This is a genomic window from Streptomyces sp. NPDC021224 (genome assembly GCF_044332905.1).
GTDB lineage: Bacteria > Actinomycetota > Actinomycetes > Streptomycetales > Streptomycetaceae > Actinacidiphila.
The window spans coordinates 159957-182434 of the sequence record NZ_JBIRPW010000010.1; the positions used below are offsets into that span (position 1 = coordinate 159957).

The following is a 22478-nucleotide window of genomic DNA, read 5'->3' on the forward strand; positions in this document are numbered from 1 at the left end:
TTGCCCCTGACGGGGCCCTGGCGGGCCGTCCGTGTCGTACGACACGGGCGGCCCGCCTTCATAACATTTCGAGAGACTTTCCGCCCACGGCGACCACGGGACGCGCTCGATCGGTGCCGCAGCGCGTACACGCTTGCGGGCATATGTCCCGCTATCGGACGATCGTCGGCTCTCCGCACCGCCACCGCCCCTCCCCCGCACCGCCACCACACGTTTGGCTAGTGCCCCCATGACGTGCTGGAATTCGCAGAACCCGAGCGTAGGAACGGCCGTTGTTGCGCCGTCGCCGAGAGGTTGTTGGTCCAGTGAGGAACACCAGGCGAGCCGAGACGGGGACCGAGCACGGCCCGCGGGGGAATTTCACGCCGCCCCGGCGTCCCGGAAACACTCCCCCGGACGGCAGGGCCGAGGTTCCCGCACCGCCCGACCCGGGCGGCCGCTTCAGTGTGCGCAACTGGCGGGTGGCCACCCGGCTGAACGCGATCCTCCTGATACCCGTGCTCGTCGCCCTCGTCTTCGGCGGCTTCCGCGTCAACAGCGCCGTCAGCACCTGGCACCAGGCCGACGACGCGGTACGCACCGCCGAACTGGTCCGCGCGGCGGCGACGTACAGCAACGCACTGATCAACGAGCGGGACAACACGGTTGTTCCGCTGCTCGCCGGAAAGACCTCCGACCCGGCGGTGAAGGCCGCGCGGGCCGCCACCGACACCGCCGCCCAGGCCTTCGACGACGCGGCGGCCCGCATGCCGCACGAGGCCGGGCTGGTGCGCCGGATGGCCACCTTCCGCTCGGTCGAGCCGCAGCTCGCCTCGCTGCGCCAGGCCGCGTACACCAAGAAGCTCTCCGGGGTGCAGACCGAGGAGTGGTACGTCAAGATCCAGCACCCGCTGATGGAGCTGGCCAACGAGCTGGGCTACGGCACCAGCAACATCACCGCCTACGGCCGCACCCTCTACGCCGACTCGCTCTCCAAGGCCGCGGAGTCGCTGACCCGCGCGATCGGCATGCACATCCTGGTCGAGAAGGACCCCTCCCCCGACGAGCTGGCGCTGATGAAGACGGCGCTCGGCTCGTACCAGTACCTGGAGGGCATCGCCCTGGAGGAGTACAACAGCGGTGGCACCACGCAGGACGTGCAGCGGCTGAAGGACGCGCAGAACACCGCGCTCCAGAAGGGCCGGGACGCCACCGCGCAGGCCAAGGACAAGGCGGCCGCGGCCGGGCTGCCGTTCGTGGTGCCGCCGGCGCTGGCCAAGATGGTCACCGAGATCGCCACCCCGGGCCGCACCACCGAGCAGCTCGCCGCCGAGGGCATCACGCCGGAGACCTACTTCGCGGCCTCCACGCTGTCCTTCGACGCCTACCGCACGGTCGAGGTCGCGCTCGCCGACCAGGCGGCCTCGGACGCGTCGAAGATCGCCTCCAACGCCAAGCGGGACGCGATCGTCAACGCCGTGGTCGTGGTGCTCGCCCTGATCGCCGCCTTCGTGGTGGCCGGCATGGTGGCGCGCACGATGAGCCGCAGCATGCGGCGGCTGCGCGGCGCGGCCTTCGAGATCGCCGAGACCCGGCTGCCGGGCATGGTCGACCAGCTCTCGCGCACCGACCCGGGCCGGGTGGACACCGCGGTCGCGCCCATCCCGATCACCACCCGCGACGAGATCGGCGAGGTCGCCCGGGCCTTCGACCAGGTGCACCGCGAGGCGGTCCGGCTGGCCTCGGAGCAGGCGCTGCTGCGCGGCAACGTCAACGCGATCTTCACCAACCTCAGCCTGCGCAACCAGGGCCTCATCCAGCGCCAGCTGGAGCTGATCACCGACCTGGAGAACAACGAGGCGGACCCGGACCAGCTGGAGAGCCTGTTCCGGATGGACCACCTCGCGACGCGTATGCGGCGCAACGGCGAGAACCTGCTGGTGCTCGCCGGCGAGGAGCCGGTCCGGCAGTGGAACCAGGCGGTGCCGCTGGTGGACGTGCTGCGCGCGGCCGCCTCCGAGGTGGAGGCGTACGACCGCATCGAGCTGGTCGGCATCCCGGACACCGACATCCACGGCAGCGCCGTCAGCGACCTGGTGCACCTGCTGGCCGAGCTGCTGGAGAACGCCACCACCTTCTCGTCGCCGCAGACCAAGGTGCGGGTGACCGCGACCCGGCTGCCGGACGGCCGGGTGATGGTCGAGATCCACGACAAGGGAATCGGCCTGACCGCCGAGGACTTCGCCGACATCAACCACAAGCTGGCCGACCCGCCCACCGTGGACGTCGAGGTCGCCAAGCGCATGGGCCTGTTCGTGGTCGGCCGGCTGTCCGACCGGCACGGCATCCGCGTCCAGCTGCGGCCGTCCGGCGAGCAGGCGGGCACCACCTCGCTGGTGATGCTGCCCGAGCCGATCACCCACGGCGGTGGCGGCGAGGAGGAACTGGGCAGCGGCCAGGGCGACTTCACGGTGTCCCGGATCGTGCCGGAGACCTTCGGCACGGCCGAGCCGAGCGCCCGCACCGCGGCCGAGCTGGGCTTCGACGACTCCCGGTACGAGCAGGGCGGCACGGGCCTGGACCACGTGGGCCGCTCGCTGCGGCACGGCGACCGCCGGGCGCAGCTGGAGGCCGCGGTCTCCGGCGACCGCGGCGCCGAGCCGCCGGCCCCGCCGGAGCGGCGCCAGGCGGCCGCGCACGCCGCCCAGGCCCCCGCGGCGCCGCAGCCGGGCCCGGAGGCCCCGTACGAGCCGCACGGCGGTTACGAGGCCGCGCAGGGCTATCCGCAGGGCTACGACGCCGGTTTCCCGCAGCAGAGCTACGAACAGCCCCTCCAGGGCGGCTACGACGCGCAGGGCTACCCGCTGCCGCAGGAACCGGACGGCTACGCCTCCGGCGGCTACGAGCCGGGCTACGGCCAGGGTTACGGGCAGTCCTATCCGCAGGGCTACGAGCAGCAGCAGGGGCAGCCGCAGGAGCAGAACGGATTCTTCGCGCAGGCGTACGACCAGCAGGACACGGGCGCCTCCGCGTCCTACGACGCGGGCGGCGACGGCGGCTACCCGGCGGGCGGTTACCCGCCGGCCGCGGCCGCGGGCGGGCAGCAGAGCGACCCGGCAGACTACCGGCCTGCTCAGAGCGAGTGGCCGGGATCCGACGGGGGTGTAACCGAATCCGTTCCGCCGCTCCCCGAGCAGCCGTCCGACAGCGTAGGCTCCCCCTCGCTGACGGACGCCGGACTGCCGCGCCGGGACCGGAAGCCCCGTACGTCACCGCAGGATCAGCCCGCTCAGGAGTCGCCACAGCCCCACAACCAGCCCCGGTCGGAAGCCTCCGACTGGCGGTCGAACAACGACGAGAACTGGCAGCGGGCCGAGACGGTCCGCGAGCCGAAGGCAGGCGGGGTCACCCCCTCCGGCCTGCCACGGCGGGTGCCCAAGGCCAACCTGGTCCCGGGTGCCGCAACGCAGACCCCGCAGGGCGGCCCACAGGTCTCCCGCGCACCCGAAGACGTCCGCGGCCGGTTGAGTAACCTGCGGCGTGGCGTCCAGCAAGGGCGCACTGCTGGAACTGACACGAACGGACAGGCCTCCGACCCCCACTTCGGCGGCCCACAGAACCAGGAGCGCTAAGTTGAGTCCGATGAGCCAGGCGGCACAGAACCTGAACTGGTTGATCACCAACTTCGTGGACAACACCCCCGGGGTGTCCCACACCGTGGTGGTCTCCGCCGACGGCCTGCTGCTCGCGATGTCCGACGGATTCCCGCGTGACCGCGCCGACCAGCTCGCCGCCGTCGCCTCAGGACTGACCTCGCTGACCGCCGGAGCCTCCCGCATCTTCGAGGGCGGCACCGTCAACCAGACCGTCGTCGAGATGGAACGCGGCTTCCTCTTCATCATGTCCGTCTCCGACGGCTCCTCCCTCGCAGTACTCGCCCACCCCGAGTGCGACATCGGCCTCGTCGGCTACGAAATGGCCCTGCTCGTCGACCGCGCAGGCACCGTACTCACCCCCGACCTCAGGGCAGAACTCCAGGGCAGCCTGCTCGACTAAGCGCGTTACCAGCGAACGGGCGTGCGGGCCCGCGACCGTCCCGGACAGGGCCGGCAGCGGGCGCCGCGGCCGCAAGGAGGAGGACTCGTGAGCACGTCACCCGGCGCGCAGCCGTACGGCAGCTCGCACCAGCCGCCTGCGAACCCGTATCCCCCGCAGCCACCGGCCGCGGGGCGGCGCCCGCAGACGCCGAGCGGATTCGTACGCCCGTACGCGATGACCGGCGGCCGCACCAGGCCGCGTTACCAGCTCGCCATCGAGGCGCTGGTCAGCACCACCGCCGATCCCGAACGGCTGCGCGGGCAGCTGCCGGAACACCAGCGGATCTGCCTGCTGTGCCGTGAGGTCAAGTCGATCGCGGAGATCTCCGCGCTGCTGACGATCCCGCTCGGCGTCGTCAGGATCCTGGTGGCCGACCTGGCCGAGGCCGGACTGGTCACGATTCACCAGCCGGGCGGCGACGAGGCCGCCGGCGGACAGCCAGATGTGACACTGCTTGAGAGGGTGCTCAGTGGACTTCGGAAGCTCTAGCGGCCCGGCGCGCGCCACTACTTCCGCGAAAATCGTCGTGGCGGGCGGCTTCGGCGTGGGCAAGACCACGTTCGTCGGCGCCGTCTCCGAGATCAACCCGCTGCGCACCGAGGCCGTCATGACCTCGGCGTCGGCCGGCATCGACGACCTCAGCCACGTCCAGGACAAGACCACCACCACGGTCGCCATGGACTTCGGCCGCATCACGCTGGACCAGGACCTGATCCTCTACCTGTTCGGCACCCCCGGCCAGGACCGCTTCTGGTTCATGTGGGACGACCTGGTACGCGGTGCGATCGGCGCCGTCGTCCTCGTCGACACCAGGCGGCTGGCCGACTGCTTCCCCGCCGTCGACTACTTCGAGAACAGCGGCCTGCCCTTCGTCATCGCCCTCAACGGCTTCGACGGACACCAGCCCTACAGCCCCGAAGAAGTCCGCGAGGCGCTCCAGATCGGCCCCGAGGCGCCCATCATCACCACCGACGCCCGGCACCGCGCCGAGGCCAAGAGCGCCCTCATCACCCTCGTCGAGCACGCCCTGCTGGCCCGCCTGCGCTGAGCGCGCGACAGCACACGCGAGAGGGCCCCGCACCGTCCGGTGCGGGGCCCTCTCGCGTACGGCGCTCGGCGCGCGGGGCGTGCTCAGCCCTGCCAGGAGTGCGGCGCGCGGAAGCCCGGGGTGCGCTCCAGCCGGCGCCAGCCGGCGGTGGAGCGGGAGGGGCGGTCGGGGGCGGCGTCGCCGCCGGCCGCGGCCCGCGCGAGCAGGATCGCGGTGATCGCGGCCAGCTCCTCCGGGGCGACATGGCCCTTCTCGACGCGCACGAGGGAATCGGCGGGTGTGCTCACAGTGGTCTCCATGGGTGCTGGCTACCGGGTGGGTGCGGTTGCCGGGGTGGCAGGTTCGCGGGTGTGCGGCTGCGGTGCGGGCTACTGCGGCGGGTTGCCGTGCTTGCGCGAGGGTAGGTCCGCGTGCTTGGTGCGGAGCATGGCCAGCGAGCTGATCAGCACCTCGCGGGTCTGCGTCGGGTCGATGACGTCGTCCACCAGGCCGCGTTCGGCGGCGTAGTAGGGATGCATCAGCTCGGCCTTGTACTCCTTGACCATCGCCGCGCGCATGGCCTCGGGGTCGTCGGCACCGGCGATCTGCCGGCGGAAGATGACGTTGGCCGCGCCCTCGGCGCCCATCACCGCGATCTCGTTGGTCGGCCACGCGTAGGTCAGGTCGGCGCCGATGGACTGGCTGTCCATCACGATGTACGCGCCGCCGTAGGCCTTGCGCAGGATCAGCGAGATCCTCGGCACGGTGGCGTTGCAGTAGGCGTACAGCAGCTTGGCACCGTGCCTGATGATCCCACCGTGCTCCTGGGCGACGCCCGGGAGGAAGCCGGGGACGTCCAACAGGGTGATGATCGGGATGTTGAAGGCGTCGCACATCTGCACGAAGCGGGCCGACTTCTCGGACGCCTCGATGTCCAGCACACCGGCGAGCGAGGCGGGCTGGTTGGCGACGATGCCGACCACCTGGCCGTCGAGCCGGGTCAGGGCGCAGATGATGTTGGTGGCCCAGCGCTCGTGGACCTCCAGGTAGTCCCCGTCGTCGACGATCTCCTCGATGACCTTGTGCATGTCGTACGAGCGGTTCGGGTCGGCGGGCACCAGGTCGAGCAGCGCCTCGCCGCGCCGGTCGGAGGGGTCGTGGCTCTCGACGACCGGCGGGTTCTCCCGGTTGTTCTGCGGCAGCAGCGAGAGCAGGTAGCGGACCTCCTCCAGGCAGGTCTGCTCGTCGTCGTACGCGAAGTGCGCGACGCCGGAGACCGCGGAGTGGACGTCGGCGCCGCCCAGGCCGTTCTGGGTGATCTGCTCGCCGGTCACGGCCTGGACCACGTCCGGGCCGGTGATGAACATCTGCGAGGTCTCGCGGACCATGAACACGAAGTCGGTGAGCGCCGGGGAGTACGCGGCGCCGCCCGCGCACGGGCCGAGCATCACGCTGATCTGCGGGATGACACCGGAGGCGCGGGTGTTGCGCTGGAAGATGCCGCCGTAGCCGGCGAGCGCCGAGACGCCCTCCTGGATACGGGCGCCGGCGCCGTCGTTGAGCGAGATCAGCGGGGCGCCGGCCGAGATGGCCATGTCCATGATCTTGTGGATCTTCGTGGCGTGCGCCTCGCCGAGCGCGCCGCCGAAGATCCGGAAGTCGTGCGCGTAGACGAAGACCGTCCGGCCGTGGACCGTGCCCCAGCCGGTGATCACACCATCGGTGTAGGGGCGCTTCTCCTCCAGCCCGAAGCCCGTCGCGCGGTGCCGCCGCAGCGGCTCCACCTCGCGGAAGGTGCCTTCGTCCAGCAGCAGGTCGATCCGCTCGCGGGCGGTGAGCTTGCCCTTGGCGCGCTGTGCCTCGGTCGCCTTCTCACTGGGTCCGGCGACGACCTGGGCGCGGATGGCGAGGAGCTCGGCCACCCGACCCCGGGTGTCGGTCACCTCTGCGGGCACCTCTTCCGATGTGGTCATGCAACGACAGTACGAGCCGGCGGCCGCGAAAAGGGCCATCGACTTCGTACAGTGTCCGTCGCCGCTTCATGGCGGGATCCCACAGACGGTGGTGGACGGCAGCGTTCCGCTACGGCGTACGGGGCCCGCGCGATCCACGGGCCCCGGCCCCGCCTACCAGCCCGTACGGTTCAGCGGCCCTCGACCGCGGCGGCCAGCGCGAGGGTGCGGCGGGCCTCCTCGACATGCAGGTTCTCGATCATGCGGCCGTCCACCGTGACCACCCCGCGGCCCTGTGACGTGGCCTGATCGAAGGCCTCCACGATACGCCGGGCCCTTTCCACGTCCTCGGCCGCAGGCGCGAAGATCCGGTTGCAGGGGTCGATCTGCTTCGGGTGAATGAGGGTCTTGCCGTCGAAGCCGAAGTGGCGGGCTTGGAGGGTTTCCGCCTCGAATCCGGCCAGATCCGTGACGTCGTTGTAGACACCGTCCAAGATGGCCTTGCCCTCGGCGCGGGCCGCGAGCAGCGCCAGGGAGAGCGCCCCGAGCAGCGGGGCGCGGCCCGGCACATGCGCGGCGTGCAGCTCCTTGGCCAGGTCGTTGGTGCCCATGACCAGCACGGTCAGCCGCTCGGAGGCGGCGGCGACCGCGCGGGCGGCGAACATCGCGGCCGGGGTCTCGACCATCGCCCACACCGCGGTGCGGTCCGGGGCGCCGGCCGCCTCCAGCGCCTTCGCCACGGCGACGACGGTCCCGGGGTCGTCCACCTTGGGCACGACGACGGCGTCCGGCCCCGCCTCGGCGGCGGCCCGCAGGTCGTCGGCGTGCCACGGGGTGCCGGGCGCGTTGACCCGTACGGTGACCTCGCGGTGGCCGAAACCGCCGGCCGCGACGGCGGCGGCGACCCGCTCGCGGGCGGCGGGCTTGGCGTCGGGGGCGACGGAGTCCTCCAGGTCGAGGATCAGCGCGTCGGCGGGCAGGGTGCGGGCCTTCTCCAGGGCGCGCTCGTTGGCGCCGGGCATGTAGAGGACGGAGCGGCGCGGGCGCGGGGCGGTCGTCACAGGCCCACCTTCTCGGCGGCCGCGTAGGACGCGGCGAGTTCGGGGTCGCGCGCGGCGAGCGCGTCGGCGAGTTCGGCGACCACCCGGCACTGCTTGTAGGTGGCGTCGTCCTGCATCTTGCCGTCGATCATGACGGCGCCGGTGCCGTCGCCCATCGCCTCGATCACCCGCCGGGCCCAGGCCACGTCCGCCGGGGCGGGTGAGAAGACCCGCTTGGCGACGTCGATCTGCACCGGGTGCAGCGTCCAGGCGCCGACGCAGCCGAGCAGGAAGGCGTTGCGGAACTGGTCCTCGCACGCGGTGAGGTCCTGGATGTCGCCGAAGGGGCCGTAGTACGGCAGGATGCCGTGCGCGGCGCAGGCATCCACCATGCGGGCGATGGTGTAGTGCCACAGGTCCTGCTGGTAGGTGACGCGGGGCGCGTCCCCTTGGGGATCCTCGCGGACGAGGTAGCCGGGGTGGCCGCCGCCGACCCGGGTGGTCTTCATCCGGCGGCTCGCGGCGAGGTCGGCGGGGCCGAGCGAGATGCCCTGCATGCGGGGGCTGGCGCCGGCGATCTCCTCGACGTTGCCGACACCGGCGGCCGTCTCCAGGATCGCGTGCACCAGCAGCGGGCGGTCCAGGCCCGCGCGTGCCTCCAGCTGGGCGAGCAGCCGGTCGACGTAGTGGATGTCCTGGGGGCCCTCCACCTTGGGCACCATGATGACGTCGAGCCGGTCGCCGATCTCGGTGACCAGGGTGACCAGGTCGTCCAGCGCCCAGGGCGAGTCCAGGCTGTTGACGCGGGTCCACAGCTGGGCGCCGCCGAGGTCGGCCTGCCGGGCGACGGAGACCAGCCCCGCACGGGCGGCCTCCTTGCGGTCGGCGGGGACGGCGTCCTCCAGGTTGCCGAGCAGGACGTCCGCCCGTGCGGCGAGGGCGGGCACCTTGGCGGCCATCTTCTCGTTGCCGGGGTCGAAGAAGTGGATCATCCGCGAGGGCCGCAGCGGCACCTCGTGCAGGGGGGCCGGCGCCCCCACGGCCAGCGGGCGGAAGAAGTCCTTCGCCGAGCGCATGCGTTCTCCCGGTGGGTCGGGTCGAGGGTTCGCCGCTCACCCTATGGCCGCCGGGCCGCGGAGGTTACCCGTCAGTATGTGTGCTGTTGGTCACCGGACGTCAAGGTCCGCCGACCCCCATGGTGCGCGATTCCCCGCCCCCGCCGGGCACTGACGCGCGCGGGGCGGACCGCCGAGAGCGGCCCGCCCCGCCGGCAGTCAGCAGCCGCAGCTGTAGTAGAGGGCGTCCCAGTGGCTGCCCTCGTCGGCGTAGATGTTGCCGGAGGCGGCCTGCCACTGCGGGTAGCCGTCGCCGCGCAGGCCGATGTAGGTGAAGGCGTTGTGCACGTAGTTGTTGAGGCAGGTGTTCTTGCCGAAGTCGAGCTTGTAGCCGTTCCAGTGCGAGTAGGTGCCGCTGGCGTGGCCGGTCTCGGTGCCGCCGGTGATGTTGATGGCGCAGCCGCTCGCGTGCTTGAGGGTGACGGCGCCCTGGGCGGTGGCCTGGTTGAGCTGGTCGAAGGAGGTACAGGTCGACACGTTGCGGTTGGAGCAGCCGCCGGACGAGGACCAGGTGATGCCCGCGGCCGAGAACATGGCCGTGGCCTGGGCGTGGGTGAGCTTGGTGACGGCGAAGGCGTCGGTGGACGCGGCCACGCCGACGCCGGGGGCGAAGAGCGCGGTGGCGACGAGGGTGAGGGCGCTCATCGCGGTACGGGCACGCAGTCGCATGCGTTCCTCCTGCTGGTTCGGCTGGGGTGGAAGTGATGCCGGTGGCGCAGCAGGAGTGTGCCCGAGGTCTACGCGCGTCGCCAGACCCTTGAAGTGAACATGTCGTTACTGTGGCGCCCGGCGGGCGGTTTCCCGCCGGGCGCGGCCGTTCCCGGGTGCCGCCTACTCCTGCGGTTCCAGCCCCGCGCGCAGCAGCCCGTAGGCGTAGGCGTCGTCCAGCGCCTGCCAGCTCGCGGCGATGACATTGTCCGCGACGCCGACCGAGGACCACTCGGACTCGCCGTCGGTAGTGGTGATCAGCACCCGGGTCGTGGAGTCGGTGCCGCGGGTGCCTTCCAGGATGCGGACCTTGTAGTCGACGAGCGCGAACTCGGCGAGCTTGGGGTAGATCCGCTCCAGCGCCCCGAGCAGCGCCCGGTCCAGCGCGTTGACCGGGCCGTTGCCCTCGGCGGTCGCGACGATCCGCTCCCCCTTGGCCCACAGCTTGACCGTCGCCTCGTTGGCGTGCACGCCGTCGGGGCGGTCCTCGGTGATGACCCGCCAGGACTCGGTACGGAAGAAGCGCCGCGGGCCGCCGTCCACCGTGCGGTCCATCTCGCCGCGCAGCAGCAGCGCGAAGGACGCGTCCGCCGCCTCGTACGTGTAGCCCTGCAGCTCGCGCTCCTTGACGCGGGCCACCACCCGGCCCACCAGCTCGCGGTCCTCGCCCAGGTCGATGCCCAGCTCGCGGCCCTTGAGCTCGATCGAGGCGCGGCCGGCCATGTCGGACACCAGCATCCGCATGGTGTTGCCGACCAGCTCCGGGTCGATGTGCTGGTAGAGGTCCGGGTCCACCTTGATCGCCGACGCGTGCAGCCCCGCCTTGTGCGCGAAGGCCGACACCCCGACGTAGGGCTGGTGCGTGGACGGCGGCAGGTTGACGGTCTCGGCGACGGCGTGCGAGATGCTCGTCATCTTCGCGAGCGCGCCCTCGGGCAGCACCTCGCGGCCGTGCTTGAGCTCCAGCGCCGCGACGACCGGGAAGAGGTTGGCGTTGCCGACCCGCTCACCGTAGCCGTTGACGGTGCACTGCACATGCGTGGCGCCCGCGTCGACCGCGGCCAGCGTGTTGGCGACCGCGCAGCCGCTGTCGTCCTGCGCGTGGATGCCGAGCCGGGCGCCGGTGTCGGCGAGCACCAGGCCGGTCACCGCCTGCACCTGCGCGGGCAGCATCCCGCCGTTGGTGTCGCACAGCACCACCACCGACGCGCCCGCCTCGTGCGCGGCCCGTACGACCGCGGTGGCGTACTCGGCGTTGGCGCGGTAGCCGTCGAAGAAGTGCTCGCAGTCCACGAACACCCGGCGCCCCTGCGCCACCAGGTGCGAGACGGTGTCGGCGACCATCGCCAGGTTCTCGTCCAGCGTGGTGCGCAGCGCCAGCTCGACGTGCCGGTCGTGCGACTTGGCGACCAGCGTGATCACCGGTGCCCCCGAGTCGAGCAGCGCCTTGACCTGGGGGTCGTCCGCGGCCTTGCCGCCGGCCCTGCGGGTCGCGCCGAACGCCACCAGCGTGGCGTGCTTGAGGTCCAGCTCCTGGGCGGCACGTGCGAAGAACTCGGTGTCCCGTGGGTTCGCGCCGGGCCAGCCGCCCTCGATGAACCCCACCCCGAAGTCGTCCAGGTGCCGGGCGATCGTCAGCTTGTCGGCGACGGTGAGGTTGATCCCCTCGCGCTGGGCGCCGTCGCGCAGCGTGGTGTCGAACACGTGGAAGCTGTCGTGCGGTGCGGCAGTCATGGCTTGAGAAACTCCTGTCGGGTGGTGAGTGGGTTACCGCCCGAGGCTCCGGCCGCGGGCGGATCCAGCTCCACTGCCCCCATCATCCCCCGTGCGTTTCCGCCTCCGGCGCGGGTGGTCCGGAAACGAAAAAACCTCTCGCGGATGCGAGAGGTCTGCACGCGGGTCTGGGACACGGTGACGTTCCACTGGGGTCAGGGCAACGTCACTGCGGACCGGCGTGCTTGCTGCCAATAATGACGGCGAGATGCACGCGGTCAGTGTTGCACACCCCGCCGCCCTGCGGGACGGGGTCTCACGATACGGGCGCTTCTTGCTGCGCAGGGCGGTGCACCAGGGGCGCGGGGAACTGCGCGACCAGCCGAGACGGCGCCGCACTCCGCCACCGGCCCGAAGGGGCAGTTCGGTCCGATCCGGACCACCGGCCGGTGGTGGGTTGCTCGCGCAGTTCCCCGCGCCCCTTCGGGGCGCTACGCGCCGAGTGGATGCATCCAGGCGTGGGGGTCCGGGGCGTGGCCCGTCTGGATGTCGAGGAGCGCGGCCCGCAGCCGCATCGTCACCTCGCCCGGGGTGCCGTCGCCGACCAGCCAGTTCGCCCGGGTGGACTTCACCGAGCCGACCGGCGTGATGACCGCGGCCGTGCCGCAGGCGAAGACCTCCGTGAGGGAGCCGTCCTCCGTGGCGGCGCGCCAGTCGTCGACGCTGATACGGCCCTCGGCCACCTCGTAGCCGAGGTCCGCGGCGATGCGCAGCAGCGAGTCACGGGTGATGCCGGGCAGCAGGGAGCCGCTCAGTTCGGGGGTGACGATGCGGTTGCCGTACACGAAGTACAGGTTCATCCCGCCCATCTCCTCGATCCAGCGGCGCTCGATCGCGTCGAGCCACACGACCTGGTCGCAGCCGTGTTCGGTGGCCTGGGCCTGGGCGACGAGGGAGGCCGCGTAGTTGCCGCCGGTCTTGGCGGCGCCGGTGCCGCCGGGGGCCGCGCGGACGTACTCCTCGGAGAGCCAGACGGACACGGGCTGGACGCCGCCGGAGAAGTACGCGCCGGCCGGGGAGGCGATGACGACGAAGAGGTACTCGTTGGCCGGGCGCACCCCGAGGCCGACCTCGGTGGCGAACATGAAGGGCCGCAGGTAGAGCGAGGCCTCACCGGCGCTGGGGACCCAGCCGCGGTCCTGCCGGACGAGCACGTCGCAGGCCTCGATGAAGGTCTCCACGGGCAGCTCGGGCATGGCCAGGCGGCGGGCGGAGGCCTGGAAGCGCTCGGCGTTGGCCTCCGGACGGAAGGTGGCGACGGTCCCGTCGGGCTGCTGGTACGCCTTGAGGCCCTCGAAGATGGTCTGCGCGTAGTGCAGCGTCATGTTCGCGGGCTCGATCGACAGCGGCGCGTACGGCACCAGCTGCGCGTCGTGCCAGCCGCGGCCCTCGGTCCACTTGATGGTGACCATGTGGTCGGTGAAGTGGCGGCCGAAGCCGGGGTTCGCCAGGATCGCGTCGCGCTCGGCGACGGGCAGCGGGTGGGAGGACGGCTTCAGCTCGATCGTGGGCGTCGTCATGGTGTGTGTCCTTCAGGTGCGTCGTGTTCTGCTGCCGTGTCCCGCTGCCACCTGTGGCGCCCCACTTGCTAGGACGTCCAAGTTTTAGGCCGTAACGCGGCCCCGCCTCCGATTATCGCAGCGGCGGGGCCGGGTACCTACCTCCGGTGCCGGGTCAGCCGGAAACCCGGGCGGCGAGCGCGTCGCCGATCTCGACGGTGGACCGGGCGGGCCCGCCGGTGCGCTCGGCGAGGTCGGCCTGGACGGCGGCGTCGATCCGGTCGGCCTCAGCGTCGTAGCCGAGGTGGCGCAGCAGCAGGGCCACGGACAGCACGGTCGCAGTCGGGTCGGCCTTGGACTGGCCGGCGATGTCCGGGGCCGAGCCGTGGACCGGCTCGAACATCGACGGGAACTCCCGGCCGGGGTTGATGTTGCCGCTCGCGGCGACGCCGATGCCGCCGGAGACGGCCGCGGCGAGGTCGGTGATGATGTCGCCGAAGAGGTTGTCGGTGACGATGACGTCGAACCGCTCGGGCTGCGTGACCAGGAAGATGGTCGCGGCGTCGACATGCAGGTAGTCGGTGCTGACCTCGGGGAACTCGCGGCCGACCTGCTCGAAGATCCGGGTCCACAGGTGGCCGGCGTGCACCAGCACGTTGTTCTTGTGGACGAGCGTGAGCTTCTTGCGCGGGCGGGCCTGCGCGCGGGTGTACGCGTCGCGCACCACGCGCTCGATGCCGAACGCGGTGTTGAGGCTGACCTCGGTGGCGACCTCCTGCGGGGTGCCGACGCGGATCGCCCCGCCGTTGCCCGTGTAGGGGCCCTCGGTGCCCTCGCGGACGACGACGAAGTCGATCTGCGGGCTGCCCGCGAGGGGGGTGCCGACGCCCGGGTAGAGCTTGCTCGGGCGCAGGTTCACATGGTGGTCGAAGGCGAAGCGCAGCTTGAGCAGGAAGCCGCGCTCCAGCACGCCCGAGGGCACGGACGGGTCGCCGATGGCGCCCAGCAGGATCGCGTCGTGCTGCTTGAGCTGCTCCAGGTCCTCGTCGGTGAGGGTCTGCCCGGTGGCGTGGTACCGCTTGGCGCCGAAGTCGAACTCCTTCGTCTCCAGCTTGGTGTCGGAGGGAAGGACGGCGGAGAGGACCTTGAGGCCCTCGGCGACCACTTCCTGGCCGATTCCGTCACCGGGGATCACTGCGAGGCTGAGGCTTCGAGACATGTCCGGCACCGTACTCCCCATCCCAGCCGGTGACATCCGATGTCCGCATGTCGGACATCGGGCGCCGTCGTCCCGGTCAGGGGCCCGAGGTTGTGGAAGGAGGCGGGCTCAGTGGCTCTCGTGGCCGGTGCTGCCGCCGTTGTCACGGCGGTCCAGGCTGCGCTGCAGGGCGCGCAGGGCGTTCTGGCGGGCGGTGTCGTCCATGAGGGATCAACTCCTGGGGAAAGCGGGGCAAGCAGGAAGAACGGGCGGAGGTGCCGCGGGCACTGACGTGGAGGACGCGGAACGGGGCGGGGTCCGGCCGCGGGGGTGACCCGCTCGAAAGGCCTGCTGGACGCATCCGCCGCTCACCGGATGGGCGAGACGTTCGGCTCCTACAAAGCTAGGCCAGCTCGCTCGTCCTGTCGCCACAATTACTCGGACTTCCTACTATCTGAGACAGACGATCACCCGTTCGCGGACTCGGCCGTCGCGAACGGGTGATCGCCTGCCGGGGGCCCGCCCTGCGGCGGCGCCGGTCAGCCCATGTGCGGGTAGCGGTAGTCGGTGGGCGGCACCAGGGTCTCCTTGATGGCCCGGGTGGACGTCCAGCGCATCAGGTTCTGCGCGGCGCCCGCCTTGTCGTTGGTGCCCGACGCCCGGCCGCCGCCGAAGGGCTGCTGGCCGACGACCGCGCCGGTCGACTTGTCGTTGACGTAGAAGTTGCCCGCCGCGTCCCGCAGCCGCTCCATCGTGTACGTCACCGCGGCCCGGTCCCGCGCGACGACCGACCCGGTCAGCGCGTAGTCCGCGACCGACTCCATCTGGTCCAGCATGGCCTCGTAGGCGCCGTCCGCACCGTCGTCGTAGACGTACACGCCGAGCACCGGGCCGAAGTACTCCTGCGTGAAGACCTCGTTGTCCGGGTCGGTGCAGGCGAGCACGGTCGGGCGGACGAACCAGCCCACCGAGTCGTCGTACGTGCCGCCCGCGACGACCTCGATCGTCGGGTCGGCCTTGGCGCGGTCGATGGCGGCCTTGTTCTTGGCGAAGGCACGCTCGTCGATGAGGGCGCCGACGAAGTTGGACAGGTCGGTGACGTCGCCCATCGTGATGCCGTCGATCTCGGCGGCGAAGTCCTCCTTGAAGCCGGACTCCCAGATCGAGCGCGGGATGTACGCGCGCGAGGTCGCCGAGCACTTCTGGCCCTGGTACTCGAAGGCGCCGCGGGTCAGCGCGGTCTTCAGCACCGCCGGGTCGGCCGAGGGGTGGGCGACCAGGAAGTCCTTGCCGCCGGTCTCGCCGACGATCCGCGGGTAGGAGCGGTAGCGCTCGATGTTCTCGCCGATCGTGCGCCACAGGTGCTGGAAGGTCTTCGTGGAGCCGGTGAAGTGGATGCCGGCCAGCATCGGGTGCGGCAGCGCGGCCTCGGAGACGGCCAGGCCGTCGCCGGTCACCAGGTTGATCACGCCGTCGGGCAGCCCCGCCTCCCGCAGCACCCGCATGATCTGCACGGCCGAGTGGGTCTGGGTGGGCGACGGCTTCCACACCACGACGTTGCCCATGAGGGCGGGCGCGGTGGGCAGGTTGCCGGCGATGGCGGTGAAGTTGAAGGGCGTGATCGCGTAGACGAAGCCCTCCAGCGGACGGTGGTCCAGCCGGTTCCACACGCCGGGCGCGTTGGCGACCGGCTGCTCGGCGAGGATCTGCCGGGCGTAGTGGACGTTGAAGCGCCAGAAGTCGACCAGCTCGCACGGGCTGTCGATCTCGGCCTGCTGCACGGTCTTGGACTGCCCGAGCATGGTGGAGGCCACCAGCGTCTCGCGCCACGGCCCGGACATCAGCTCGGCGGCGCGCAGGAAGACCGCGGCGCGCTCGTCGAAGGGCAGCGCCCGCCAGGCCGGGGCGGCGGCCAGCGCCGCGTCGATCGCGTCCCGCGCGTCCTGCGCGGTGGCGTTGGCGTAGCTGCCGAGGACCTGGCCGTGGTTGTGCGGCTGGACGACGTCGAAGCGCTCGCCGCCGCCCATCCGCTCGGTGCCGCCGATGGTCATCGGCAGCTCGGCGGGGTGCGCGGCCAGCTCCTTGAGCTTGGCCTCCAGCCGGGCCCGCTCGGGGCTGCCGGGGGCGTAGGTGTGCACCGGCTCGTTGACCGGGGCGGGGACCTGGGTCACGGCGTCCATGGGGGATGTCTCCTTGGAGGGTCGGGCCGTCAGCGGCCGGCGGCGGGGGCGAAGGAGCGCAGGAAGAAGGCCAGGTTGGCGGGGCGCTCGGCGAGGCGGCGCATGAAGTAGCCGTACCAGTCTGCGCCGTACGGCACGTAGATCCGCATACGCTCCCCTTCGTCCGCGAGCCGCCGCTGCTCGGCGGTGCGGATGCCGTAGAGCATCTGGAACTCGTAACTGCCGGGGGCGCGGCCGTAGCGGGAGGCGAACTCCTGGGCGATGGCGATCATGCGCGGGTCGTGCGAGCCGACCATCGGGTAGCCGTCGCCGGCGAAGAGCGTGCGCAGCGCGCGGACGTACGCCTTGTCGACGTCCCGCTTGTTCTGGAAGGCGACCCGGGCGGGCTCCTTGTAGGCGCCCTTGACCAGCCGCACCCGGGAGCCGGCGACGGCGAGCGCGCGGGCGTCCTCCTCGGTGCGGAACAGGTACGACTGGAGGACCGCGCCGGTGCCCGGGTGCTCCTTGCGCAGCTCGGCGAGGACGGCGAGCGTGGAGTCCACGGTGGTGTGGTCCTCCATGTCGAGCGTCACGGTGGTGCCGGACTGCGACGCCAGCTCGGCGACCGCCCTGACGTTCTCCAGCGCGATGTCGTGGCCGCCGTCGGGGAGCGCCTGGCCGAAGGCGGAGAGCTTGACCGACACCTCGGCGCGGTCGCCGAGCCGCTCGTCGCGCAGCGTCTCCAGCAGCCGCAGGTAGGCGTCGCGGGTCGCGGTGGCGGTGGCCCGGTCGGTGACGTCCTCGCCGAGGTGGTCGAGGGTGACCTCGAGACCGCTCGCGGTGAGGGCGCGCACGGTGTCGAGGGCGGGGTGCAGGGCGTCACCGGCGACGAACCGGTCCACCACCGGACGGGTGACCGGCGCGGCGGCGACGACGCGGCGCAGACGGTCGCTGCGCGAGGCGGCGAGCAACACGGGACCGAACACGGGGTGTCCTCCAGAACACGGCCGAAACAGCGGAATCGTCGGCGGACAGGCTCCGACACCGTGAATCTAGAAGTCTCCTTCCCGCCGGACCATCGACACCTGTCACGCATCGCCCCGCCGTCCCTCATACAGATGTATGAGGGACAATGGCCGGGTGCGAGCTGAGTACGGGGACCACAGCGATCTCCAGGACCTGGTCGACGAGGTGTCGGCGCTGCTCGGCGCCCCCGCCACGCTGGAGGACCGGGACTTCCGGCTGATCGCCTTCGGGGTCCACGACAGCGAGGACGCCGGCGCGCTCGATCCGGTCCGCACCCGCTCCATCCTCACCCGGCACTCCACCGCCGAGGTGCGCGCCTGGTTCGAGCGGTACGGCATCGCGCGCGCCTCCGGCCCCGTCCGGATCCCCGCCGCCCCCGACGCAGGCGTGGTGCGCGGCCGGCTGTGCCTGCCGGTCCGGCACGCCGGGTTCGTCTACGGCTACGTGTGGCTGCTGGACGAGGCCGAGCACTCCCCCGCGCAGCTGTCCGCCGCGATGGCGGTGGCCGGCCGGATGGGCGAGCGGCTCGCCGCGATGTCGCTGGCCGGGGCCGAGACCGGGCGGGCGCTGCGCGGACTGCTGACCGCCGCCGGCCGCGCCGACCGGGACACCGCGGAGGACGCGCTGCGGCTGGCCCTGGACCGCGACGCGGACGAGCCGCACGCGCTGGTGTGCGTGCGCGCGCCCGCCGGGGAGCCGCCGGGCGTGCTGCCGGGGCTGCGGACCATCCCGTCGGGCGCGGCACTGGCCCGGGTTCCGGAGCGGGGCCGCGGCGAGCTGGTCGCGCTGCTGGTGCGGCTGCGGTCCCGGCAGGTGCTGGGCCCGGCCCGTACCGCCGCGGCCCGGCTGCTGGACGCGGTGGGCTCGCCCGGCGCGGTCGCCGGGATCGGCGCGGCGCGCGGCACGCTCGGCGAGCTGCCCGGAGCCTGGCGCGAGGCCACGTCGGCGGCGCGGGCGGCGAACGCGCAAGGGGAGCTGGGTCCGATCGCGAAGTGGTCGACGCTGGGCCCCTACCGGCTGCTGACCGCGCTGCCGTCGGGGGCGCCGCCGGACCCCGCGGTCGCGCCGCTGCTCACCGAGGACCACCAGGAGCTGGCGCACACCGCCGAGGTCTTCCTCGACCACGCGGGCCAGGCCGGGCGGACCGCCACCGCGCTGGCCATCCACCGGCAGACGCTGTACTACCGGCTCTCCCGGATCGAGCAGCTCACCGGCCTGGACCTCGCGGACGGCGAGGCGCGACTGCTGCTGCACATGGCGCTCAAGGCCGCCCGGCTCTGACGCCCGGCCCGCAGAACGCACCGGCGCCGCCCCCCGGTGGAAGGGGGACGGCGCCGGGTCGTACGGGAGGGCTCAGTCGGTCAGGTTGACCGCGCGGGCCGAGGTGGCGCCGATCTCGCCGGCGATGTCGGTGAGCACGCCCGCCGGGATCGTCGAGTCGACGGTGAGGGCGACCAGCGCGTCGCCGCCTGCGGTGGAGCGGGCGACCTGCATACCGGCGATGTTGACGCCGACCTCGCCGAGGATGCGGCCGATGGTGCCGACGACGCCGGGGCGGTCGGTGTAGCGCAGGAAGGCCATGTGGTCGGCGAGCGCGAGGTCCACGTCGTTGTCGTCGACCGCGACGATCTTCTGCAGGTGCTTGGGCCCGGCCAGCGTGCCGGACACCGCGACCGCGGTGCCGTCGGCGAGGGTGCCGCGCACGGTCACCACGTTGCGGTGGTTGGGCGACTCCGAGCTGGTCGTCAGGCGCACCTCGACACCGCGCTCCTGCGCGAACAGCGGCGCGTTGACGTAGCTCACCGTCTCGGCGACGACGTCCTCGAAGACGCCCTTGAGCGCGCTGAGTTCGAGGATCTTGACGTCGTGCTGGGTGACCTCGCCGTAGACCTCGACGTCGAGCCGGGCGGCGACCTCGCCGGCCAGCGCGGTGAAGATCCGTCCGAGCTTCTCGGCCAGCGGCAGCGCGGGCTTGACGTCCTCGGCGATGACACCGCCCTGGACGTTGACCGCGTCCGGGACCAGCTCGCCGGCGAGCGCCAGGCGCACCGACTTCGCGACGGCGATACCGGCCTTCTCCTGCGCCTCGTCGGTGGAGGCGCCCAGGTGCGGGGTGGCCACGACGTTGTCGAACTGGAAGAGCGGCGAGTCGGTGCACGGCTCCTTGGAGAAGACGTCCAGGCCCGCGCCCGCGACCCGGCCCTCCTTGAGCGCCGAGGCCAGCGCCTCCTCGTCGACGATGCCGCCGCGGGCGGCGTTGACGATCCGCACCGAGGGCTTGACCTTGTGCAGCGCCTCGTCGCCGATCAGGCCCAGGGTCTCCGGCGTCTTGGGCAGGTGCACGGTGATGAAGTCGGACTGTTCCAGCAGCTCGTCCAGCGTCAGCAGCTTGACGCCCATCTGGGCGGCGCGCGCGGGCTGCACGTAGGGGTCGTACGCGACGACGTTCATGCCGAAGGCCGACATGCGCTGGGCCACCAGGACGCCGATGCGGCCGAGGCCCACGACGCCGAGGGTCTTCTCGCTCAGCTCGACACCGGTGTACTTGTTGCGCTTCCACTCGCCGTTCTTCAGCGCGGCGTTGGCCGGCGCGATGTTGCGGGCGGTGGCGATCAGCAGACCGCAGGCCAGCTCGGCGGCGGTGACGATGTTGGAGGTCGGCGCGTTGACGACCATCACACCGGCTTTGGTGGCGGCGGCGACGTCGACGTTGTCCAGGCCGACACCGGCCCGGGCGACGACACGGAGTTTGCGGGCGGCGGCGATGGCCTCGGCGTCCACCTTGGTGGCGCTGCGGATCAGGATCGCGTCCACGTCGGCGATGGCGGGAAGCAGTTCGGCTCGGTCGGCACCGTTGCAGTGCCGGATCTCGAAGTCCGGCCCGAGCGCGTCCACCGTGGCCGGCGACAGCTCTTCTGCGATGAGTACGACAGGCTTCTGGCTCACGTGGTCCTCACTTGTCCTTCGTGGGCGGCCGAGTCCCGTACGACCGCTACCAGGGAGGTTTCGGGGGGCTTGCCGCGTGGAAGACGCACGACGCTGTGAGCCTGAACGCGCTTGTCAGAGCAGTGTATCGGCGGGGCGAATCCGCGCCTTTGCCGAAATGGAAGGATCACCCGGAGGGGTTGCGTCGCTTCGTACAAAGTGCGTACCAGATGGCGGTCAGCCACCTGTGCACGGTGCACACGGCACCGTGCGGACGCCACGGAGCGACGCAACCCGGGTGCGCGGCGGACCGCCGCGCGGGAGGCCTTACGCCTCGTCGTCCACCCAGCTCATGAGCTTGCGCAGCTTCCTGCCGGTGGTCTCCAGCAGGTGGTCCTCGTCGGCCTTCTTGTACTCGTTGTACTTCGGCAGGCCGGCGTTGTACTCGGCGATCCAGTTGTTGGCGAAGGTGCCGTCCTGGATCTCGGCGAGGACCTTCTTCATCTCCGCCTTGGTGGCGTCGGTGATGATCCGCGGGCCGGTGACGTAGTCGCCCCACTCGGCGGTCTCGGAGACCGACCAGCGCATCTTCTCCAGACCGCCCTCGTACATCAGGTCCACGATGAGCTTGAGCTCGTGCAGGCACTCGAAGTACGCGATCTCCGGCTGGTAACCGGCCTCGACCAGGGTCTCGAAGCCCGCCTTGACCAGCGCGGAGGTGCCGCCGCACAGCACCGCCTGCTCGCCGAAGAGGTCGGTCTCGGTCTCCTCGGTGAAGGTGGTCTTGATGACGCCGGCGCGGGTGCCGCCGATGCCCTTGGCGTACGACAGCGCGAGGGCGAAGCCCTTGCCCGTCGCGTCCTGCTCGACGGCCGCGATGCACGGCACGCCGCGGCCTTCCTCGTACTGGCGGCGGACCAGGTGGCCCGGGCCCTTGGGGGCGACCATGCACACGTCGACACCGGCCGGCGGCTTGATGAAGCCGTAGCGGATGTTGAGGCCGTGACCGAAGAAGAGGGCGTCGCCGTCCTTGAGGTTGTCCTTGATGGACTCCTCGTAGACCTTCGCCTGGATCGGGTCCGGCACCAGGATCATGATGACGTCGGCCTCGGCGGCGGCCTCGGCGACCGGCAGCACCTTCAGGCCCTGCTCCTCGGCAACCGTCTTCGACTTCGAGCCCTCGTGCAGGCCGACGCGCACGTCCACACCCGAGTCGCGCAGCGACAGCGCGTGGGCGTGGCCCTGGCTGCCGTAGCCGATGACCGCGACCTTGCGGCCCTGGATGATGGACAGGTCGGCGTCGTCGTCGTAGAACAGCTCGGCCACTTGGGGTTCTCCTTGTTTCGGGTTGTGCGGCCCACCGTACGTCGGGCGGGCGGATACGGGTTTTCGGGTCTCGCCATGCGGATCGGCGAGCGCGGGCGGCCGTGCGGCGTTACGCCGAACGGTCCAGCGCGCGCAGCGAGCGGTCGGTGATGGACCGGGCCCCGCGCCCGATGGCGATGGTGCCGGACTGCACCAGCTCCTTGATGCCGAACGGCTCCAGCATCTTGAGCATGGCCTCCAGCTTGTCGGCGGATCCGGTGGCCTCGACGGTGACCGCCTCGGGCGAGACGTCCACGGTCTTGGCGCGGAAGAGCTGGACGATCTCCACGATCTGGGAGCGCGTCTCGTTGTCGGCGCGCACCTTCACCAGGACGAGTTCACGTGCGACCGCCGCGGCCGGGTCCAGCTCGACGATCTTCAGCACGTTGACCAGCTTGTTGAGCTGCTTCGTCACCTGTTCCAGCGGCAGTTCGTCGATGACGTTGACGACGATGGTGATCCGGGAGATGTCCGGGTGCTCGGTGGTGCCGACGGCCAGCGAGTCGATGTTGAAACCGCGGCGCGAGAACAGCGCGGTGATCCGGGCCAGGACGCCCGGCTTGTTCTCCACCAGGACGGAGAGCGTGTGCTTGGACATGTCTGCGTGCTTCCTT

The 22478-nt window shown here is 71.6% G+C and carries 18 protein-coding genes; 5 read left to right on the top strand and 13 right to left on the bottom strand.

Annotated elements, in window-relative coordinates; genetic code table 11:
• The first annotated feature begins 305 nt into the window (after positions 1-305).
• The 4 genes from ACH4PY_RS24890 to ACH4PY_RS24905 are packed head-to-tail and all read left to right on the top strand — an operon-like array spanning position 306 to position 5125.
• Entirely contained in the window at positions 306-3611 is a 3306-nt protein-coding gene (locus ACH4PY_RS24890; RefSeq protein WP_398186881.1) for a nitrate- and nitrite sensing domain-containing protein, read from the top strand.
• Positions 3612-3621: 10 nt separating this feature from the next.
• Positions 3622-4035: a roadblock/LC7 domain-containing protein gene (locus ACH4PY_RS24895; protein ID WP_398186884.1), complete on the top strand. Its 414-nt coding sequence runs from the start codon at positions 3622-3624 to the stop codon at positions 4033-4035.
• 21 nt (positions 4036-4056) lie between these two features.
• Positions 4057-4566 (top strand): DUF742 domain-containing protein, encoded by a 510-nt coding sequence (locus tag ACH4PY_RS24900; RefSeq protein WP_398186887.1) that lies wholly within the window; start codon positions 4057-4059, stop codon positions 4564-4566.
• The gene (locus ACH4PY_RS24905; protein WP_398186889.1) at positions 4547-5125 is read left to right on the top strand and encodes a GTP-binding protein; all 579 of its coding nucleotides are present in this window, start codon (positions 4547-4549) and stop codon (positions 5123-5125) included. The genes ACH4PY_RS24900 and ACH4PY_RS24905 overlap by 20 nt, the downstream gene beginning before the upstream one ends.
• 83 nt (positions 5126-5208) lie before the next feature.
• Here the strand turns inward: ACH4PY_RS24905 and ACH4PY_RS24910 are convergent, their stop codons facing one another.
• The 10 genes from ACH4PY_RS24910 to ACH4PY_RS24955 all read right to left on the bottom strand — a co-directional run bounded on the left by ACH4PY_RS24910 (position 5209) and on the right by ACH4PY_RS24955 (position 17534).
• On the bottom strand, positions 5209-5424 hold the full coding sequence (locus ACH4PY_RS24910) for an acyl-CoA carboxylase subunit epsilon (protein WP_398186892.1): 216 nt from the start codon (positions 5422-5424) through the stop codon (positions 5209-5211).
• A 69-nt stretch (positions 5425-5493) separates the two neighbouring features.
• Positions 5494-7077 (bottom strand): acyl-CoA carboxylase subunit beta, encoded by a 1584-nt coding sequence (locus ACH4PY_RS24915; protein ID WP_398186894.1) that lies wholly within the window; start codon positions 7075-7077, stop codon positions 5494-5496.
• A 170-nt stretch (positions 7078-7247) separates the two neighbouring features.
• Positions 7248-8117 carry an HpcH/HpaI aldolase/citrate lyase family protein gene (locus ACH4PY_RS24920; RefSeq protein WP_398186897.1) on the bottom strand — a complete coding sequence of 290 codons (870 nt, stop codon included), beginning with the start codon at positions 8115-8117 and terminating at the stop codon, positions 7248-7250.
• Complete coding sequence (locus ACH4PY_RS24925; protein WP_398186900.1) at positions 8114-9172, bottom strand: HpcH/HpaI aldolase/citrate lyase family protein; 1059 nt, start codon at positions 9170-9172, stop codon at positions 8114-8116. Before ACH4PY_RS24925 ends, ACH4PY_RS24920 begins: the two co-directional genes overlap by 4 nt.
• Before the next feature lie 198 nt (positions 9173-9370).
• Positions 9371-9880 carry a hypothetical protein gene (locus ACH4PY_RS24930; RefSeq protein WP_398186903.1) on the bottom strand — a complete coding sequence of 170 codons (510 nt, stop codon included), beginning with the start codon at positions 9878-9880 and terminating at the stop codon, positions 9371-9373.
• Between the two features lie 162 nt (positions 9881-10042).
• The gene (gene cimA / locus ACH4PY_RS24935; RefSeq protein ID WP_398186905.1) at positions 10043-11653 is read right to left on the bottom strand and encodes a citramalate synthase; all 1611 of its coding nucleotides are present in this window, start codon (positions 11651-11653) and stop codon (positions 10043-10045) included.
• Positions 11654-12123: 470 nt separating this feature from the next.
• Positions 12124-13212: a branched-chain amino acid aminotransferase gene (locus ACH4PY_RS24940; protein ID WP_398186908.1), complete on the bottom strand. Its 1089-nt coding sequence runs from the start codon at positions 13210-13212 to the stop codon at positions 12124-12126.
• 154 nt (positions 13213-13366) lie between these two features.
• A complete protein-coding gene (locus ACH4PY_RS24945) occupies positions 13367-14410 on the bottom strand; it encodes a 3-isopropylmalate dehydrogenase (RefSeq protein ID WP_398186911.1) in 1044 nt (347 codons plus the stop codon).
• A 518-nt stretch (positions 14411-14928) separates the two neighbouring features.
• Entirely contained in the window at positions 14929-16569 is a 1641-nt protein-coding gene (pruA, locus tag ACH4PY_RS24950) for an L-glutamate gamma-semialdehyde dehydrogenase (protein WP_398186914.1), read from the bottom strand.
• A gap of 29 nt (positions 16570-16598) precedes the next feature.
• Positions 16599-17534, bottom strand: a complete 936-nt coding sequence (locus tag ACH4PY_RS24955) for a proline dehydrogenase family protein (protein WP_398186917.1) — start codon at positions 17532-17534, stop codon at positions 16599-16601.
• A 136-nt stretch (positions 17535-17670) separates the two neighbouring features.
• On the opposite strand from ACH4PY_RS24955, the gene ACH4PY_RS24960 reads away from it, so the two are divergent.
• Positions 17671-18855, top strand: a complete 1185-nt coding sequence (locus ACH4PY_RS24960) for a PucR family transcriptional regulator (protein WP_398186920.1) — start codon at positions 17671-17673, stop codon at positions 18853-18855.
• A 72-nt stretch (positions 18856-18927) separates the two neighbouring features.
• Here the strand turns inward: ACH4PY_RS24960 and serA are convergent, their stop codons facing one another.
• From serA to ilvN, 3 genes are all read right to left on the bottom strand, one after another.
• Complete coding sequence (serA, locus tag ACH4PY_RS24965) at positions 18928-20520, bottom strand: phosphoglycerate dehydrogenase (protein WP_031523231.1); 1593 nt, start codon at positions 20518-20520, stop codon at positions 18928-18930.
• A gap of 306 nt (positions 20521-20826) precedes the next feature.
• On the bottom strand, positions 20827-21825 hold the full coding sequence (ilvC, locus tag ACH4PY_RS24970) for a ketol-acid reductoisomerase (protein WP_398186923.1): 999 nt from the start codon (positions 21823-21825) through the stop codon (positions 20827-20829).
• Between the two features lie 109 nt (positions 21826-21934).
• Positions 21935-22462, bottom strand: coding sequence for an acetolactate synthase small subunit (ilvN, locus tag ACH4PY_RS24975; RefSeq protein ID WP_398186926.1), 528 nt, complete (start codon positions 22460-22462; stop codon positions 21935-21937).
• Positions 22463-22478: the final 16 nt, after the last annotated feature.

What these genes read in the sequence shown, in the direction of transcription:
- ACH4PY_RS24940 (WP_398186908.1), bottom strand. Translation starts at nt 13,212, where the DNA reads ATGACGACGCCCACGATCGAGCTGAAGCCGTCCTCCCACCCGCTGCCC.
- ACH4PY_RS24925 (WP_398186900.1), bottom strand. Translation starts at nt 9,172, where the DNA reads ATGCGCTCGGCGAAGGACTTCTTCCGCCCGCTGGCCGTGGGGGCGCCG.
- ACH4PY_RS24945 (WP_398186911.1), bottom strand. Translation starts at nt 14,410, where the DNA reads ATGTCTCGAAGCCTCAGCCTCGCAGTGATCCCCGGTGACGGAATCGGC.
- ilvN (WP_398186926.1), bottom strand. Translation starts at nt 22,462, where the DNA reads ATGTCCAAGCACACGCTCTCCGTCCTGGTGGAGAACAAGCCGGGCGTC.
- ACH4PY_RS24915 (WP_398186894.1), bottom strand. Translation starts at nt 7,077, where the DNA reads ATGACCACATCGGAAGAGGTGCCCGCAGAGGTGACCGACACCCGGGGT.
- ACH4PY_RS24910 (WP_398186892.1), bottom strand. Translation starts at nt 5,424, where the DNA reads ATGGAGACCACTGTGAGCACACCCGCCGATTCCCTCGTGCGCGTCGAG.
- pruA (WP_398186914.1), bottom strand. Translation starts at nt 16,569, where the DNA reads ATGGACGCCGTGACCCAGGTCCCCGCCCCGGTCAACGAGCCGGTGCAC.
- ACH4PY_RS24895 (WP_398186884.1), top strand. Translation starts at nt 3,622, where the DNA reads ATGAGCCAGGCGGCACAGAACCTGAACTGGTTGATCACCAACTTCGTG.
- ACH4PY_RS24960 (WP_398186920.1), top strand. Translation starts at nt 17,671, where the DNA reads ATGAGGGACAATGGCCGGGTGCGAGCTGAGTACGGGGACCACAGCGAT.
- ACH4PY_RS24930 (WP_398186903.1), bottom strand. Translation starts at nt 9,880, where the DNA reads ATGCGACTGCGTGCCCGTACCGCGATGAGCGCCCTCACCCTCGTCGCC.
- cimA (WP_398186905.1), bottom strand. Translation starts at nt 11,653, where the DNA reads ATGACTGCCGCACCGCACGACAGCTTCCACGTGTTCGACACCACGCTG.